This is a genomic window from Sphingomonas sp. Leaf412 (genome assembly GCF_001425405.1).
Lineage (GTDB): Bacteria > Pseudomonadota > Alphaproteobacteria > Sphingomonadales > Sphingomonadaceae > Sphingomonas.
The window spans coordinates 439,203-453,844 of the sequence record NZ_LMQP01000001.1 but is presented as its reverse complement, the minus strand read 5'-3'; the positions used below and the strand labels follow the sequence as shown (position 1 = coordinate 453,844).

Below are 14,642 nucleotides of genomic sequence, written 5' to 3'. Positions count from 1 at the left end.
CGGAGCGCTGCCAAAGCCCCTCCACCATCCTGCGGATGGTCCCCCTCCCCGTACCGGGGAGGAATTTAACGAATAAACGACCCCTCGTTCGGCAGCGTCGCCTCTTCCGCCTTCGGCATCTTCCCGAACAAGGCGCGGTCGTCGGGGCCGAAGGCGTAGCGCCACATCACCCACAGATACGCCGCCGCGGTCGCGGGCACCCCGATCGCGAGCTGCGCCGCGCGCCAGCCGGGGGGCAGCAACGTGAACGCGCCCCCCACCGCGCCCGCCGCCAGCGTCGCCCACAGCAACGGCCAGCGCATCGGCGACACCGGCGCGTTCAATAACCGCTTCAGCAGCCCCGCCTTCACCACCGACGTCAGCAGCAGCACCAGCATCAGCGCCACCGGCGCGCCCGCGGCCTGTTCGGTGATGCCGTAGCCCGCGTCGCGGATCGCGAGGATGAAGGCGAAGGACAAGGCGACCTGCACCGCCAGCATCGTCGCGGAAATCAGCAGATTGCGGTGCCGCGCCATGTACACCAGCGCGGATTCGCATACTGCCCCGGTCGACGCGAAGACCTCCGCGAACAGCAGGAACACCATCGCCGCCGCGCCCGCGGTGAATTGCGGGCCGATCGCGGCCATCACCGCCTTGCGCGGGATCGCCGCCATCAGCGCCAGCATCAATTGCGCCGCGATGATCCAGAACGCGACCTGCCGCACCTGCCGCGCGATCGCGGCATAGTCGCGCTTCGCCAGGCTCTTGGTCACGACGGGACCCAGGATGGGGTCGAAGCTGGTCTTCAACCGCTGCGGCAGCGAGGCGACCTGCTGCGCCATGTAATAGATGCCGACGACATTGGGCGCGAACATCAGGCCCAGGATCAGCCGGTCGACGTTGCGACTGCCCCATTCCAGCGCGTCCGCGCCCGCCAGCGGCATGTTGGCGCGCGCCAGCTGGAACAGGTCGCGCAGGTGCGGCGACCAGCCCGGCGGCAGGCCGTAGCTGCGCACCAGAGGCACGATGCTGGCGATCAGCGCCGCGACCATCGACGCGACATAGGACAGGACCAGCCCGTCCTTGATCGTGAAGAAGGAGAACAGGAACGCCGCGATCGACAGCGTCCACGGCTCCACGATCGCACGCGCGGTCACCGCCGCCTTCACGTCGTGGCGGTAGGCCAGCGCGGCGAGGCTGACGTCCGACAGCGCGGGCGCGAGGATGATGAGCGGGAACAGCCGGTCCAGCCCGCCGATCGCGGAATTGGGGTACATCAGCTGCGGAAAGGCGAACAGCAGGGCGCTCGCGGCGAGGCTGGCGAGGAAGGCGACCGCCAGCGCGTCGAACACGACGGCGGCGTGCGGCCGGTCCGTGGCCGACAGCGCCTGCGCCAGCCCGCGCTTCAGGCCCAGGGTCGCGACCAGCGCGGCGAGTTCGACGACCACCACCGCGATCGCGAACCGCCCGACCAGCGCCGCGCCGTAATAATGGCCCGCGATGAACAGGAACGGGATCCGCGCGCCCAGTTTCAGGACGAACCCCGCGACGTTGGTCCGCCCGCCCTTCGCGAGCGCGGCCATGTCCTCGGTGGGGGCGGGGGTGGGGGTGGTCATGCGCCCTCACTCTTCCCATCGCTCCGTGATGGGCCCCGTCCCTCTCCCGCCGGAAGGGTGAGGGCGGTTTGCGCAATTCCGTCTCCCCGGCGAAGGCCGGGGTCCAGTTGCGGAACTCTGGACACCGAAGGGCTGCGCTCCGTTACATCTGCCTTCCCAGCTGGACCCCGGCCTACGCCGGGGAGACGGTTTAAGGTGAATAGCACACGCATCTAGTGCGCCGCCCCCCAGCTCTTCCCCACCCCGATCTCCACCGCCAGCGGCACGCTCAACCGCTGCACCGGCTCCGCCGCGGTCGCCATGACCCGCTCGATCACCGGCCGGGCGCGCTCGACCTCGCCCTCGGGCAGTTCGAACACCAGTTCGTCGTGGACCTGCAACAGCATCCGCGTGCCCGTCAGTCCCGCCTCCGCCAGCGCCGGCTCCATCCGCGCCATCGCGCGCTTGATGATGTCCGCGCTCGTCCCCTGGATCGGCGCGTTGATCGCGGCGCGCTCGGCGCCCTGGCGTTCGTGCTGCACCTTCGACCTGATGCGCGGGAAGTGCGTCTTCCGGCCGAACAGCGTTTGCGTATAGCCGTTCTCGCGCACGAACTGCGTCGTGGCGTGGATATAGTCGCGGATGCCGGGGAAGCGGTCGAAATAACGGTCGATCATCCCCTGCGCCTCGTCCGCCGACACGTCGAGGCGACCGGCCAGTCCCCATCGGCTGATGCCGTACAGGATCGCGAAGTTGATCGTCTTGGCGCGCCCGCGCGTGTCGCGGTCGACGGTGCCGAACAATTCCTGCGCGGTCATGCTGTGGATGTCGTCGCCGCGCGCGAACGCCTCGCGCAATTGCGGCACGTCCGCCATGTGCGCGGCCAGGCGCAGCTCGATCTGGCTATAGTCCGCCGCGAGGATGAGGTTCCCCGGCTCGGCGACGAAGGCGTCGCGGATCTGGCGCCCGGTTTCGGTGCGGATCGGGATGTTCTGCAAATTGGGGTCGGTCGAGGACAGCCGCCCGGTCTGCGCGCCGGTCAGCGAGTAACTGGTGTGGACGCGGCCCGTTTCGGGGTGGATCTGTTCCTGCAACGTATCGGTATAGGTGTTCTTCAGCTTCGTCAGCTGGCGCCAGTCGAGCACGCGCGCCGCCATCTCCGCGCCCGGCGAGTCCCTGTCCGCCGCCAGCCGCTCCAGCTCGGTCACGTCGGTGGAATAGACGCCCGACTTGCCCTTGCGCCCGCCCTTCAGGCCCATGCGCTCGAACAATACGTCGCCCAATTGCTTGGGACTGCCGATCGTGAACGGCCCGCCCGCCAGCGCGTGGACGGTGGTTTCCAGCTCCGCGATCTGCGTCGTGAACCCCGCGGACAGTTTCGCCAGCACCTCGCGATCGACCTTGATCCCGTGGCGCTCCATCCGCGCGACCACGGCGGGGAGCGCGCGGTCGACCATCTCGTACACGCGCGTGCTCCCCTCGACCGGCAGCCGCGCCCGGAACCGCCGCCACAGCCGCAGCGTCACGTCCGCATCCTCCGCGGCGTAGCGCGTGGCGGCCTTCAGATCGACCTCGTGGAAGCCGATCGCCTTCTTCCCCGTGCCGGTCACGTCCTTGTACGCGATGCACGAATGGCTGAGATGCGTGGCGGCGAGTTCGTCCATGCCGTGGCCGTGGAGGCCGGCGTCGAGCGCGAAGCTGAGCACGATCGTGTCGTCGTACGGCGCGACGTCGATGCCGAGCCGCGACAGCACGATCATGTCGTACTTGAGATTATGCCCGATCTTCAGGACGCTCGGGTCCTCCAACAGCGGCTTGAGCTTCGCCAGCGCCACGTCGCGGTCGAGCTGCACCGGCACTTCCGCGAACATGTCGCTGCCGCCATGCGCGAGGGGGATGTAGCAGGCGAGGTTGGGGTGGAGCGCCATGCTGACGCCGACCAGTTTGGCGAGCATCGGGTCCTTCGCGCTGGTTTCGGTATCGATCGCGACCCAGCCCTGATGCCGCGCGATCGTGATCCAGCGGTCGAGCGCGTCCGCGTCTACCACGGTTTCATACCCGTCATGGTCGCACGGCGGATCGTCCTCCGCCGCGATCGTAGCGGCGGGGGCGGGCTGGGGCGCGTCGGCGACTTGGCCGAGGCGGGACATGAGCGTCTTGAACCCGTGATGTTCCAGGAACGCGCGCAACGGCGCCTCCGGCAGGCCCTTCAGTTCCAGGTCCTCCAGCGGCTCGGGCAGCGCGGAATCGCATTTCAGCGTCACCAACACCTTGCTCAACCGCGCGGCGTCGGCCTGCGCGATCAGATTGTCGCGCAATTTCCCCGGCTTCATCGCCGGCGCGGCGGCCAGGACGGCCTCCAGGTCGCCATGTTCGAGGATCAGCTTCGACGCGGTCTTCGGCCCCACGCCCGTGACGCCCGGCACGTTGTCGACGCTGTCGCCCATCAGCGCGAGGACATCACCCAGCCGCGCCGGCCCCACGCCGAACTTCTCTACCACGTAATCGGGGCCGAGCGTCCGGTTGTTCATCGTGTCGAGCATGTCGACCGACGGATCGTCCATCAGCTGCATCAGGTCCTTGTCGGAACTGACGATCGTGACGCGCCACCCCTGCGCCAGCGCCGCTTTCGTATAGCAGGCGATGATGTCGTCCGCCTCCAGCCCCTCCTCCTCGATGCACGGCAGGCTGAACGCCCGCGTCGCGTCGCGGATCATCGGGAATTGGGGGACCAGGTCCTCGGGCGGGGGAGGGCGATGCGCCTTGTACTGGTCGTACAGATCGTTGCGGAACGTCTTCGACGATTTGTCGAGGATGACCGCCATGTGCGTCGGCCCATCGGCGCCCCCCTCGCCCTCTTTGTGCAGCTGGTCCGCCAGCTTCCACAGCATCGACGTGTACCCGTACACCGCGCCCACCGGCTCGCCATGCTTGTTGGTCAGCGGCGGCAGGCGGTGATAGGCGCGGAAGATGTAGCCGGAGCCGTCGACGAGATAGAGGTGGGGCATCGTGCGCGGAATAGCAGGGCGGGGGCGGATTGGCACCCGTCGAACGCGCCGGTCGGGCCGAGCCGTGTGCGGGCGGTTTTCAGGCGGCTTGCGTTGAAGCCGGGACTTGAACGATCGCTACATATCGTAGCGATCGATAAGGGTTGCCTTGCCCGAGAGCCAACTGACTTCGACCATTTTCGTCCGGATGGTTCCAAGGGGTCTTGCGCTGAAAAAACCCAGCAACGCGCCTTCCACATTACATTCGACCCGGACAAGAACATCGCCCGGCAGGCCTTTGATCCAGGAGTTTATCTTTCCTATTTCAGACGCTGTCCCTTTTTCATTTCCAAATTCAATGCCGGTAACGATAGTCCCGTTTTCGCCAGATCTCCAAGCCATGTTCATGCGATAGCCCGCGCACCGTGCATCGACGGTATGGCTGACATCGGTCGCGATCATGAATTCGGGGGCTTCAACCGGCGGCGGCGGTACGGCGAATTTCGGTCGATCCTGCGCACGGGCCATCGTCGACAACGAAAGGATAATCAGCGCCGAGAAAGATGCATGAATGTTCGCCATCAAGGCCTTCATCACTCGATCCATTCTTGATAGCGGATTAAAAACTGGCGATAAATGGAAAGATCAAACGTAATTACATATTGTAACGTCGAATAAGCGCGGCCTTATTGGAAAGCCAGCTAATCTTGACCTGTTTCGCCCCGTGGCTTCCAGCACTTTGCGCATCGATGAAGGCTAGTACGGCGCCATCAAAACCACATTCGACCCTGACAAGAGCGTCTCCGGGCAAGCCCGTAAGCCATGAGTTGATCTTGATAAGTTCGTTTCTCGCCCCCGAAGCGCCGGCGAACCTTATACTCGTGACGCGCAAGCCGCTTTCGTCGTACTTCCAGCGAACCGTCATCCGGTGCGCCGCGCATCTTGCTTCCAATGTATGATCGACATAGGTCGCTACCATGAATTCGGGAGCCTCGACCGGTGGCGGAGGGGTGACGAATTTGGTACGATCCTGTGCGAAGCAGGATGCGGAAAATGTGCACGCTACCCATAAAACCAGTATCGTGTACGTCGAGCGCATCAACCTATTCCCTACCGATTAGTACGCAGCGTGGACTATCGTAGTCCTGGGACGTTATTGCCCACACTGTCTGATCGCTCCCGCCGACAAGAATATTGCATTCCTCGAACGCATGACATCGAAAAGTATGTCGCGAGTCGGACGGTGGGTCGAAATTGGATCGAGCGCCCCACCTGTCATCAGTAGTTGCGGATGGCGATGGATAATGGCGACCGCCGCTAAAGTCGATCTGCCTCCACAGCAAGCTCGATGATGCTGCCGTGCTTGGTCCTCGCTCGGCGATCGTGGAATGCGGCTTGCCTTGGCCATCCCGCCAGACCGCTGCGAGAGCGCTGGCTAGATTTGTCGCATCAGGCCTCCGGGCAGTGAACCGAATAGCGGCGGATCGCCTGCCGCCACCCTCAATCCGTCCCTTCGCTCTCCGGCAGCGTGATCGGGCGCAGCGGGATCGCGCCGGTCAGGGCGGAGGCGACGTTCTGGATCAGGAACTGGCGCGTGCGCATCGGGGCGGTCGTGTCGCCGATCATCACCGCGATGCCGTAGCGGCGGCCGTCGGGGGCGGTGACGAGGCCGACGTCGTTGAACCCGGCGTTGCGCCCGCCCAGATCCTGTCCGGTCCCGGTCTTGTGCGCCAGTTCCCACCCCGCCGGGGTCGCGGCCTTCAGCCGGGCGCGGCCGGTGCGCGACGCGCCCATCGTTTCCAGCAGCAGCCGGGTCGACGTCTCGCTCAGCAACTCCCCGCGCGCCAGCCGCGCCAGCGCGTCCGCGATCGCCAGCGGCGCGGCGCCGTCGGGCGGATTGTCGACATAGCGCCGGAACGCCGCCGCCCGCGTCGCGGGGTCGAGCCGCGCGCGCGCCGCCTCGAACCCGCGGCCCAGCGCCATCGACTGGTTCCACGTCATGCCCGCGGTCCCGGCCTGCAACAATCGCTCGCCCGGGCCGAAACGGATCGCGCCCAGGCGCTTCTCGGCGATGAACGCGCGCACCGCGGACGGCCCGCCGACGAAGGTCAGCAGCCGGTCGTTGGCGGTATTGTCGCTTTGCGTCAGCGCGCGCGTCATCAGCGCGCCGACCGTGGTGCGATAGCCGTCGCCGCGGACCAGCGACGCGATCGGCTGATGGAACAGGGTCAGGTCGTCGCGCGTGACGACGACGGGATCGTCGAGCCGCAGCCGCCCGGCGTCGCGCTGCGCCAGCACCGTCATCGCGACCCACAATTTGCTGACGCTCTGCTGCGGCAGGCTGAGCGTCCCGCCGCTCGACACGCTCCACCCCTCGTCCACCGCGACGATCGCGGCGCCGGCCTTGCCGGGGAACTGGCGCAGCAGTTGGTCGACGCGATATTGCAGGCCCGCGGGCGCCTCGCTGCGCGGGCGCGTGACGGGCTGGACGGCGGGGACGGGGATCGACACGAACGAGGCCGCGGCGTCGCGCCACTGCTGCTGGTTCTGGCTCTTGGCCGGGGGGATCAGCGCGACGCTGCCCCCGCCCGATCCGCAGCCCGCGATCAGCAGCGCGGCGCCGATGAGCGCCAGCCTGCGCGCGTGTCCCTGTGCCAGCCGCTCGATCATGTCGCTCGTCGCATCGCCCCCGTGTCGGTCCGAGGGAGACGGCCATGGCGGCGGAAAGGCAATCCCGCGGATGGGGGGCGTGCGACGATCATCCCTTCGTATACGACGAGATGTTTGAACGCCGGGTTTATGGGACAAACCGTTGATTCCCGGCGAGTCGCGTGGTCGTGGACGAGGAAGGGGTTCGCGCGAGGACGCGAAGACGCGAAGGGGAAGGCAGTGTGATTCGCGCGGAGGCGCGGAGGACGCGGAGGGGTCGCGTCCGGGGTGGCGTCGACTTTCCCGATCGAGGCGTGATCGTCGCAGCGCGCTGCCGCGCGCGGGACACCTCCGCGCCCCCACGCCTGCGATCTGCCCAACCGTCATTGCGAGCGCAGCGACGCAATCCAGGGTTCCACGCGCCCCGCGGGATTGCGTCGCTGCGCTCGCAACGTCGGAAGGCTAGGGCACCAATACCGTGTCGACCGCGTCCGGCAGCGTCTCGGGATAGTCGAGCACGTAGTGCAGCCCGCGGCTTTCGTGGCGGTGCAGCGCGGAGCGGACGATCAGGTCCGCGACCTGCAACAGGTTGCGCAGTTCGACCAGGTCGGGGGTGACGCGGAAATGGCCGTAATAATCCTCGACCTCGGATGTCAGCAGGTCAATGCGGTGCTTCGCGCGCTCCAGTCGCTTCGTGGTGCGCACGATGCCGACGTAATTCCACATGAAGCGGCGGATCTCGGTCCAGTTCTGCTTGATGACGACTTCCTCGTCCGAATCGGCGACGCGGCTTTCGTCCCAGGCGCGGATCGCGGGCACGGGGGGCAGCGCGTCCCAGTTCGCGGCGATATGCGCCGCCGCCGCCTCCCCGAACACGAAACATTCGAGGAGGGAGTTGCTCGCCAGCCGGTTCGCGCCGTGCAGCCCGCTTTCGGTACATTCGCCCGCCGCATACAGGCCCGGCAGGTCGGTGCGCCCGTCGCGGTCCACCACCACGCCGCCGCAGGTATAATGCTGCGCGGGCACGACCGGGATGGGCTGCGTCGTCATGTCGATGCCGAGGCCCAGCAGCTTTTCGTGGATGTTCGGGAAATGCCCGCGGACGAAATCGGCGGGGATGTGGCTGATGTCCAGGTGGACGTAATCGAGGCCGTAGCGCTTGATCTCCGCATCGATCGCGCGCGCCACCACGTCGCGCGGGGCCAGTTCCAGCCGCTCCGCATCGTAATCGGGCATGAAGCGGCGCCCGGTCTGCGGGTTTATCAGCCGCCCGCCCTCGCCCCTTACCGCCTCGGTTATCAGGAAGTTCTTGACGTCCAGGTTGTACAGGCACGTCGGGTGGAACTGCATCATTTCCATGTTGCTGACGCGTGCGCCCGCGCGCCACGCCATCGCGATCCCGTCCCCGGTGGCGCCGCGCGGCGCGGTGCTGAACAGGTACGTGCGCCCCGCGCCGCCCGTCGCCAGGATCGTCGCGCGCGCGGTGTGGACCGCCACCGTGCCCGCGCGGCGGTCGATGGCATAGACGCCCCATACGTTGCCCGCGCCCGAATAGCGTTGCTCGTGTCGGCTGGTGGCCAGGTCGATCGCGACCTGGTCGGGCAGGAGCGTGATGTTGGGATGCGCTTCGGCGGCGCGTTGCAGCGCTTCCTGCACCGCCCACCCGGTGGCGTCGGCGACATGGACGATGCGGCGGTGCGAATGCCCGCCCTCGCGCGTCAGGTGCAGCGCGCCCGCCTCCTCGGCGAAGGGGACGCCCAGTTCCTGCAACCGCGCGATCGCCGCGGGCGCGCCCTCCACCACGAATTCCACGATCGCGCGGTCGTTCAGCCCCGCGCCCGCGACCATCGTGTCCTGCACATGGTTCTCGAACGTGTCGCCGGGTTCGAGGACCGCGGCGATCCCCCCCTGCGCCCAGGCGGTGGAGCCTTCGTCCAGCGCCCCCTTCGCCAGCACCGTCACGCGGAAGCGGTCGGCCAGGTTGAGCGCGGCGGTGAGCCCGGCGGCGCCGGATCCGACGATGAGGACGTCGCTGGTCGTGGTCATGCCGCCCTCCTGACACGAAATGGTGGCGATGCGACAGTCCGTTGCGCGACGAAGGAACCGTGCGCGCGGATCGGCATTGGCAAGGCATGGAGAAGGATGGACAAAACGATCGCCGGCGGCAGCGCGCGGAACGGTTGCGGCGGGAGGCCGCCAATTGCCTGGGCATCGCGGTCGGCACGCGCGACCAGGGCACGGCCGCGGTGATGATCGACGAGGCGGAGCGGCTGATGGGCGGCGCGAGGGCGCTGGAGACGGCGTAGTGCCGCGCGCCCGCGGCCTCAGCGCGCGGCGGCGTTCGCGCGCGTCAGGCTGAGGAACACGTCCTCCAGGTCGGCTTCCTTGGTCGACACGTCGACGATCCCGTACCCGTCCGCCTGCACCGCGCCCAGCACCTCGCCCGCGTTCACGCGGTCCTTGGCGTAGGTGATCTCCAGCGTGCGGGCGCCCTTCAGCACGATCTTCCCGAAACAGGCATTGTCGGGCAGCGTCGCGACGTCGCGGTCGACCGTCACCGCCACGACCTTCTCCTGCGCCTTGCCGACCAGTTGCGCGGTGGGCTCGTTCGCGATCACGCGGCCGCGATCGATGATCGCGATGCGGTCGCACAATTCCTCCGCCTCCTCCAGGTAATGCGTGGTCAGCACCACCGTCACGCCCGCGTCGTTCAGCGACCGGACGTAGCGCCACAATTGCTGCCGCAGCTCGATGTCGACGCCCGCGGTCGGCTCGTCCAGCACCAGCACGGGGGGCGCGTGGACCATCGCCTTGGCCACCATCAACCGCCGCTTCATGCCGCCCGACAGGGTGCGGGCATAGGCGTTGGCCTTGTCCTCCAGGTGCACGGCGCGCAGCAATTCCATCGACCGCCGCTGCGCCTTGGGCACGCCGTACAGTCCCGCCTGGATCTCCAGCGTCTCGATGGGCGTGAAGAACGGGTCGAACAGGATCTCCTGATTGACGATCCCGATCGACGCCTTGGCGTTGCGCGGGTGCGCGTCGATGTCGAAGCCCCAGATCGACGCCGTCCCGCCGGTCTTGTTTACCAGCCCGGCCAGGATGTTGATGAGCGTCGACTTGCCCGCGCCGTTGGGGCCGAGCAGGCCGAAGATCGAGCCCTGCGGCACGTCGAAGCTGACCGAGTCGAGCGCCTGCTTCGCCGGGCCGCCCTTGATCCCGGCATAGGTCTTCGACAGGTCGCGGATCGAGATGGCGGCGGTGCTGGTCATGCGCATGGCGATAGGCGCAGGGCGGCGCGACGCCAAGACACGTCTGGGGGTCGTCTTTCGGATTCGCGCGACGCCGCAAAAATTAAGTAAGGCGTTGGTTTCACGCGGAGGCGCAGAGGACGCAGAAGTGTTGCGACTGTTCGCGCCGACATCCTTCATGCCCAGGCGTTGAAGATCGGAAGCGCCGCCGCGCGCGCAACACCTCGGCGTCCTCTGCGCCTCGGCGTGCACAAATACCTTCTTGGCACAGCGAGCGACGGGATATCGATCCCGTCTAGCGCCGTACGAGCGTGCGGCGGTTGCGCGACAGCCACGTCGTCGCCGCATCGTCGCTGAAGTCGACTTCCTTCAGCGTCGTCATGCGTTCGCCGTCGCGAACCGTCGTCTCGCGGATGCGGGCGGGCCGATCGTCGTCGGTGCCGTCGCGCTCCTCCACCAGGGTCCAGTGCGTCGCATCCCGCGCCGCGGCGAGGCGAAGGCGGGCGGTCGACGGCGGCTCCACCGTCTTGCCCGCGCGCACGGCGACCGACGTCTCCGTCCCGGCGGCGGGATCGTACAGCGCGACGCCGGTGATGTGGACCGTGCCGACGCGCGGGCCGTCGTCGAACGCGGATTTGCGGATCAGCGTCCGGCCGTCGCCGATCGCCTCGATGACGGTGACGACGGGGATGCCGAACCATCGGTCCGCCCGATAGTCGCGATATTCCAGCTTCCCCGCCCAGGTGCCGGCCATGCCGGTGCGCGCCGCCGCCACGGTCACGGGCGCGTCGGGCGCCGCGGCGGCGAGCAGGAGCGGCACGGGCAGCAGGCGAAACATGGTCATGATCGATCCCCAAACTCGGGCGCGATGAAGCGCGCAATTGAAGCGCGACGCAACGCTTGCTAACCGACCGTCATGATCGCCCCGCCCGAAACCGCCCGCGTCTCCGCCCCCCGCGTCGCCTGCGACGGCGCGACCGACATCCCCGGGGGCGCCGCGCTCGGCCATCCGCGCGTGTGGTTGCAGATCGACGACACCGGCTATGTCGACTGCGGTTACTGCGATCGCCGCTTCATCCTGATCGGCGGCCCGGCCGATGGCGCGGACCAGGCGACGTTGCGCGACCATGGGGACGGCGCCGGGCGGTGACGGGACGGCGGTCGTCTCCCACCGACTGGGCGGCACTGATTATCACCTCCGGTCTGGCCGCGATCATTTCGGGGGTACTGAGCTACGTCGGCGTGGCGGCGAAGCAGGGGCGCGAGCGCGAAAGCCAGCGTTGTCAGATCGCTGCGCAATTCTTGCAGGACGAGACGGTTTCACCCTATATTGACATCGCTACCCGCCGGACCCTGTCCGTCGTCAGCGCAAGAACGCTCAGGCGTTGTCTGGAGGCCCGATGACATTGACGATCGTCCTGATGGTCTACGGGTTCTTCGCCCTGTCGTACGGATTCTATCTCAAAGGGGTCGAGGCGGGACGGCGCGCGATCGAAGGCGAACGTGACGTTTGACGGAAGCGTTCCTATAATCGCGTCATGACCATCACCGATCCCCGCAGCTTCCTCTACCGCGACTCGCTGGATCCCGACACGGCGCAGCGGCTCGCCGCGCAGACCCTGGCGAAGGCAGACGACGGCGAGTTGTACCTGCAATATCGCCGCGCGGAGGCGTTCGGCTTCGACGACGGGCGGCTGAAGACCGCGTCCTACGACACCAACGCCGGGTTCGGCCTGCGCGCGGTGTCGGGCGAGATGACCGCCTTCGCGCATGCCAACGAACTGTCGGAGGCGGCGATCCGGCGGGCGGGCGAGACGATGGCGCTGATCGATCCGTCCGCCGCGCCGAAATCGGCGGCGCCCGCGGGCACGAACGCGCGGCTCTATACCGACGCCGATCCGCTCGACCTCGTCCCCTTCGCGGACAAGGTGAATTTGTGCCAGACGATCGACGCTGCCGCGCGCGCGCGCGATCCGCGCGTGGCGCAGGTGTCGGTGGGCCTGTCGGGCACGTGGAGCGTGGTGGAGATCGTTCGCCCCGACGGCTTCGTCGCCACCGACGTGCGCCCGCTGGTGCGGCTGAACGTCAGCATCGTGGCGGAGAAGGACGGGCGGCGCGAGACGGGCAGCTTCGGGATCGGCGGGCGCTACCTGTACGATCGCGTGATGGAGCCCGCGACGTGGAACCGCGCGATCGACGAGGCACTGGCGCAGGCGCTGGTGAATCTCGATTCGGTCGCGGCGCCCGCGGGGGAGATGACGGTGCTGCTCGGTCCGGGCTGGCCCGGCGTGCTGCTGCACGAGGCGATCGGCCATGGCCTCGAAGGGGATTTCAACCGCAAGGGCACGTCGGCCTTTTCGGGGCGCATCGGCGAGCAGGTCGCGGCGCGCGGGATCACGATCGTCGACGACGGATCCTTGCCCGACCGCCGCGGATCGCTGACCATCGACGACGAGGGCACGCCGACGCGCGAGACGATCCTGATCGAGGACGGCTTCCTGAAGGGCTATATGCAGGATCGGCTGAACGCGCGGCTGATGGGCGTCGAGGCGACGGGCAACGGCCGCCGCGAAAGCTTCGCCCACGCGCCGATGCCGCGGATGACGAACACCTTCATGAAGGGCGGGAAGGACGATCCCGCCGAGCTGCTGAGCCGCGTGAAGAAGGGCATCTTCGCCAAGTCGTTCGGCGGCGGGCAGGTCGACATCGTGTCGGGCAAGTTCGTGTTCAGCTGCACCGAGGCGTACCTCGTCGAGGACGGGAAGATCGGCGCGCCGATCAAAGGTGCGACGCTGATCGGCGACGGGCCGAGTGTGCTGACGAAGGTGCTGGGCGTCGGCGACGACTTCGCGCTGGACGAGGGCATCGGCATCTGCGGCAAGGGCGGGCAGAGCGTGCCGGCGGGCGTGGGCCAGCCGACGTTGCTGGTCAGCGGGCTGACGGTGGGCGGGACGGCGGCCTGAAAATCGGCCGTCACACACCCGTCAGCAGGACGTCGAACGCCGACACGATCTCCAGTCGATAAGGTGTGAGGTCGGCAACCCTGCGACGCAATTCGGTTTTCCGGATCGATGCTGCGAACTGGGTCACCAGAACGTGCGGCTCGTCGAAGATATCGAACACCGGGTTGATCCGCGGTCGCCCCTCGGGCGCCTTGCTCAACGGCATGAGCGGCGCCGTCAGCCGTGTGGCGAGATAAGCGAGCGCGTCGGATTGGCAGTCCACAAGCAATCCTCCGTCCGTGGCGCGAAACACGTCGAACTGCGCCATCAGAACAGGCGATACTTTTCCAGCGGCAGGCCATGTTCCTCGACCCACCGGTTCACGGATTCCGCCCATTCCTTGTTGTCTTCCTTCCATCGTCTGTCGCGTTCCGCCTTCGCTGCGTCCCGTATGGCGGATTCGCTGACCTGCGACAGGTTGACCCCGGCCTCCCGCGCTGCCGCAACAATGCCGGTATCGATCGACATGTTGACGGATTTTCGTTTGCCGGAAACGATCGGATCATGCTTCATGCCGGGAAACTATGCGCATCATCCATGCGCGTCAATTTCCGGAGGCCCCGCCAATGGCCGAGTTCTTCCCCGCCCTCCTGCCCGAACACCGCGCGTTCGTCGCGAAGCAGCCGGTGTACTTCGTCGCGACCGCGGCGGACGGTGCGCGGATCAACCTCAGTCCCAAGGGCATGGACAGTTTCCGCGTGCTGGACGACCGCACCGTCGCCTATCTCGACGTCGCGGGGTCGGGGAACGAGACCAATGCGCATCTCGCCGCCGACGGGCGCATCACGATCATGTTCTGCGCCTTCGACAATCCCGCGCTGATCTTCCGCATCTACGGCCGCGGGCGCGCGGTGTTGCCGCAGGATGCGGAGTGGGCGGAACTGGCGCCTCGCTTCACGCTGTTACCGGGCACGCGACAGATTTTCGTGGTCGCGATCGATCAGGTGCAGACGTCGTGCGGCTGGGGCGTGCCGTACATGGCGTATGAGCGCGAGCGCGAGACGCTGTCGAAATATCACGAGAAGCACGGCGATGCGACGCGCTTCGCCAAATATGCGGTGCGTACGAAAAGCATCGATGGCCTGCCGGTGCGCAATCCGACCGTCGCCGCCTGATGGCCCTGGTCGAACTGGGGCGCTACGACCGCAACCTGGCCAACATCCTCGTCGGCCGGCTGGA

Annotated in this window: 14 protein-coding genes; 4 read left to right on the top strand and 10 right to left on the bottom strand. The window is 67.4% G+C overall.

What is annotated here, in order from left to right; translation table 11 throughout:
• Positions 1-65 precede the first annotated feature (65 nt).
• From ASG29_RS02040 to nadB, 6 genes are all read right to left on the bottom strand, one after another.
• Positions 66-1,595, bottom strand: coding sequence for a lipopolysaccharide biosynthesis protein (locus ASG29_RS02040; protein ID WP_055979421.1), 1,530 nt, complete (start codon positions 1,593-1,595; stop codon positions 66-68).
• A gap of 212 nt (positions 1,596-1,807) precedes the next feature.
• On the bottom strand, positions 1,808-4,582 hold the full coding sequence (gene polA / locus ASG29_RS02035; protein ID WP_055979418.1) for a DNA polymerase I: 2,775 nt from the start codon (positions 4,580-4,582) through the stop codon (positions 1,808-1,810).
• 117 nt (positions 4,583-4,699) lie between these two features.
• Positions 4,700-5,155 (bottom strand): hypothetical protein, encoded by a 456-nt coding sequence (locus tag ASG29_RS16595; RefSeq protein ID WP_156457839.1) that lies wholly within the window; start codon positions 5,153-5,155, stop codon positions 4,700-4,702.
• A 61-nt stretch (positions 5,156-5,216) separates the two neighbouring features.
• A complete protein-coding gene (locus ASG29_RS16590; protein WP_156457838.1) occupies positions 5,217-5,540 on the bottom strand; it encodes a hypothetical protein in 324 nt (107 codons plus the stop codon).
• 521 nt (positions 5,541-6,061) lie between these two features.
• Complete coding sequence (locus ASG29_RS02030; protein ID WP_082515553.1) at positions 6,062-7,231, bottom strand: serine hydrolase; 1,170 nt, start codon at positions 7,229-7,231, stop codon at positions 6,062-6,064.
• Between the two features lie 441 nt (positions 7,232-7,672).
• Complete coding sequence (gene nadB, locus ASG29_RS02025) at positions 7,673-9,256, bottom strand: L-aspartate oxidase (RefSeq protein WP_055979415.1); 1,584 nt, start codon at positions 9,254-9,256, stop codon at positions 7,673-7,675.
• Positions 9,257-9,342: 86 nt separating this feature from the next.
• Between nadB and ASG29_RS02020 the strand changes: the two genes are divergently transcribed.
• The gene (locus tag ASG29_RS02020; RefSeq protein WP_156457837.1) at positions 9,343-9,516 is read left to right on the top strand and encodes a hypothetical protein; all 174 of its coding nucleotides are present in this window, start codon (positions 9,343-9,345) and stop codon (positions 9,514-9,516) included.
• Between the two features lie 18 nt (positions 9,517-9,534).
• Here ASG29_RS02020 and ASG29_RS02015 read toward each other — a convergent pair whose 3' ends face one another.
• Together ASG29_RS02015 and ASG29_RS02010 are read right to left on the bottom strand one after the other, a co-directional pair.
• Positions 9,535-10,482, bottom strand: coding sequence for an ABC transporter ATP-binding protein (locus tag ASG29_RS02015; RefSeq protein ID WP_055980705.1), 948 nt, complete (start codon positions 10,480-10,482; stop codon positions 9,535-9,537).
• Between the two features lie 274 nt (positions 10,483-10,756).
• Entirely contained in the window at positions 10,757-11,305 is a 549-nt protein-coding gene (locus ASG29_RS02010) for a hypothetical protein (RefSeq protein ID WP_055979410.1), read from the bottom strand.
• Between the two features lie 72 nt (positions 11,306-11,377).
• Between ASG29_RS02010 and ASG29_RS02005 the strand changes: the two genes are divergently transcribed.
• Together ASG29_RS02005 and tldD are read left to right on the top strand one after the other, a co-directional pair.
• On the top strand, positions 11,378-11,611 hold the full coding sequence (locus ASG29_RS02005; protein WP_055979407.1) for a zinc-finger domain-containing protein: 234 nt from the start codon (positions 11,378-11,380) through the stop codon (positions 11,609-11,611).
• A 388-nt stretch (positions 11,612-11,999) separates the two neighbouring features.
• Complete coding sequence (gene tldD / locus ASG29_RS01995) at positions 12,000-13,424, top strand: metalloprotease TldD (protein WP_055979402.1); 1,425 nt, start codon at positions 12,000-12,002, stop codon at positions 13,422-13,424.
• A gap of 10 nt (positions 13,425-13,434) precedes the next feature.
• Here tldD and ASG29_RS01990 read toward each other — a convergent pair whose 3' ends face one another.
• Together ASG29_RS01990 and ASG29_RS01985 are read right to left on the bottom strand one after the other, a co-directional pair.
• The gene (locus ASG29_RS01990; RefSeq protein WP_055979399.1) at positions 13,435-13,731 is read right to left on the bottom strand and encodes a CcdB family protein; all 297 of its coding nucleotides are present in this window, start codon (positions 13,729-13,731) and stop codon (positions 13,435-13,437) included.
• Positions 13,731-13,976 (bottom strand): type II toxin-antitoxin system CcdA family antitoxin, encoded by a 246-nt coding sequence (locus tag ASG29_RS01985; protein WP_055979397.1) that lies wholly within the window; start codon positions 13,974-13,976, stop codon positions 13,731-13,733. The genes ASG29_RS01990 and ASG29_RS01985 overlap by 1 nt, the downstream gene beginning before the upstream one ends.
• Positions 13,977-14,029: 53 nt before the next feature.
• Here ASG29_RS01985 and ASG29_RS01980 point away from each other — a divergent pair, with 53 nt between their 5' ends.
• The gene (locus tag ASG29_RS01980; protein ID WP_055979394.1) at positions 14,030-14,578 is read left to right on the top strand and encodes a pyridoxamine 5'-phosphate oxidase family protein; all 549 of its coding nucleotides are present in this window, start codon (positions 14,030-14,032) and stop codon (positions 14,576-14,578) included.
• The last annotated feature ends 64 nt before the right edge of the window (positions 14,579-14,642 follow it).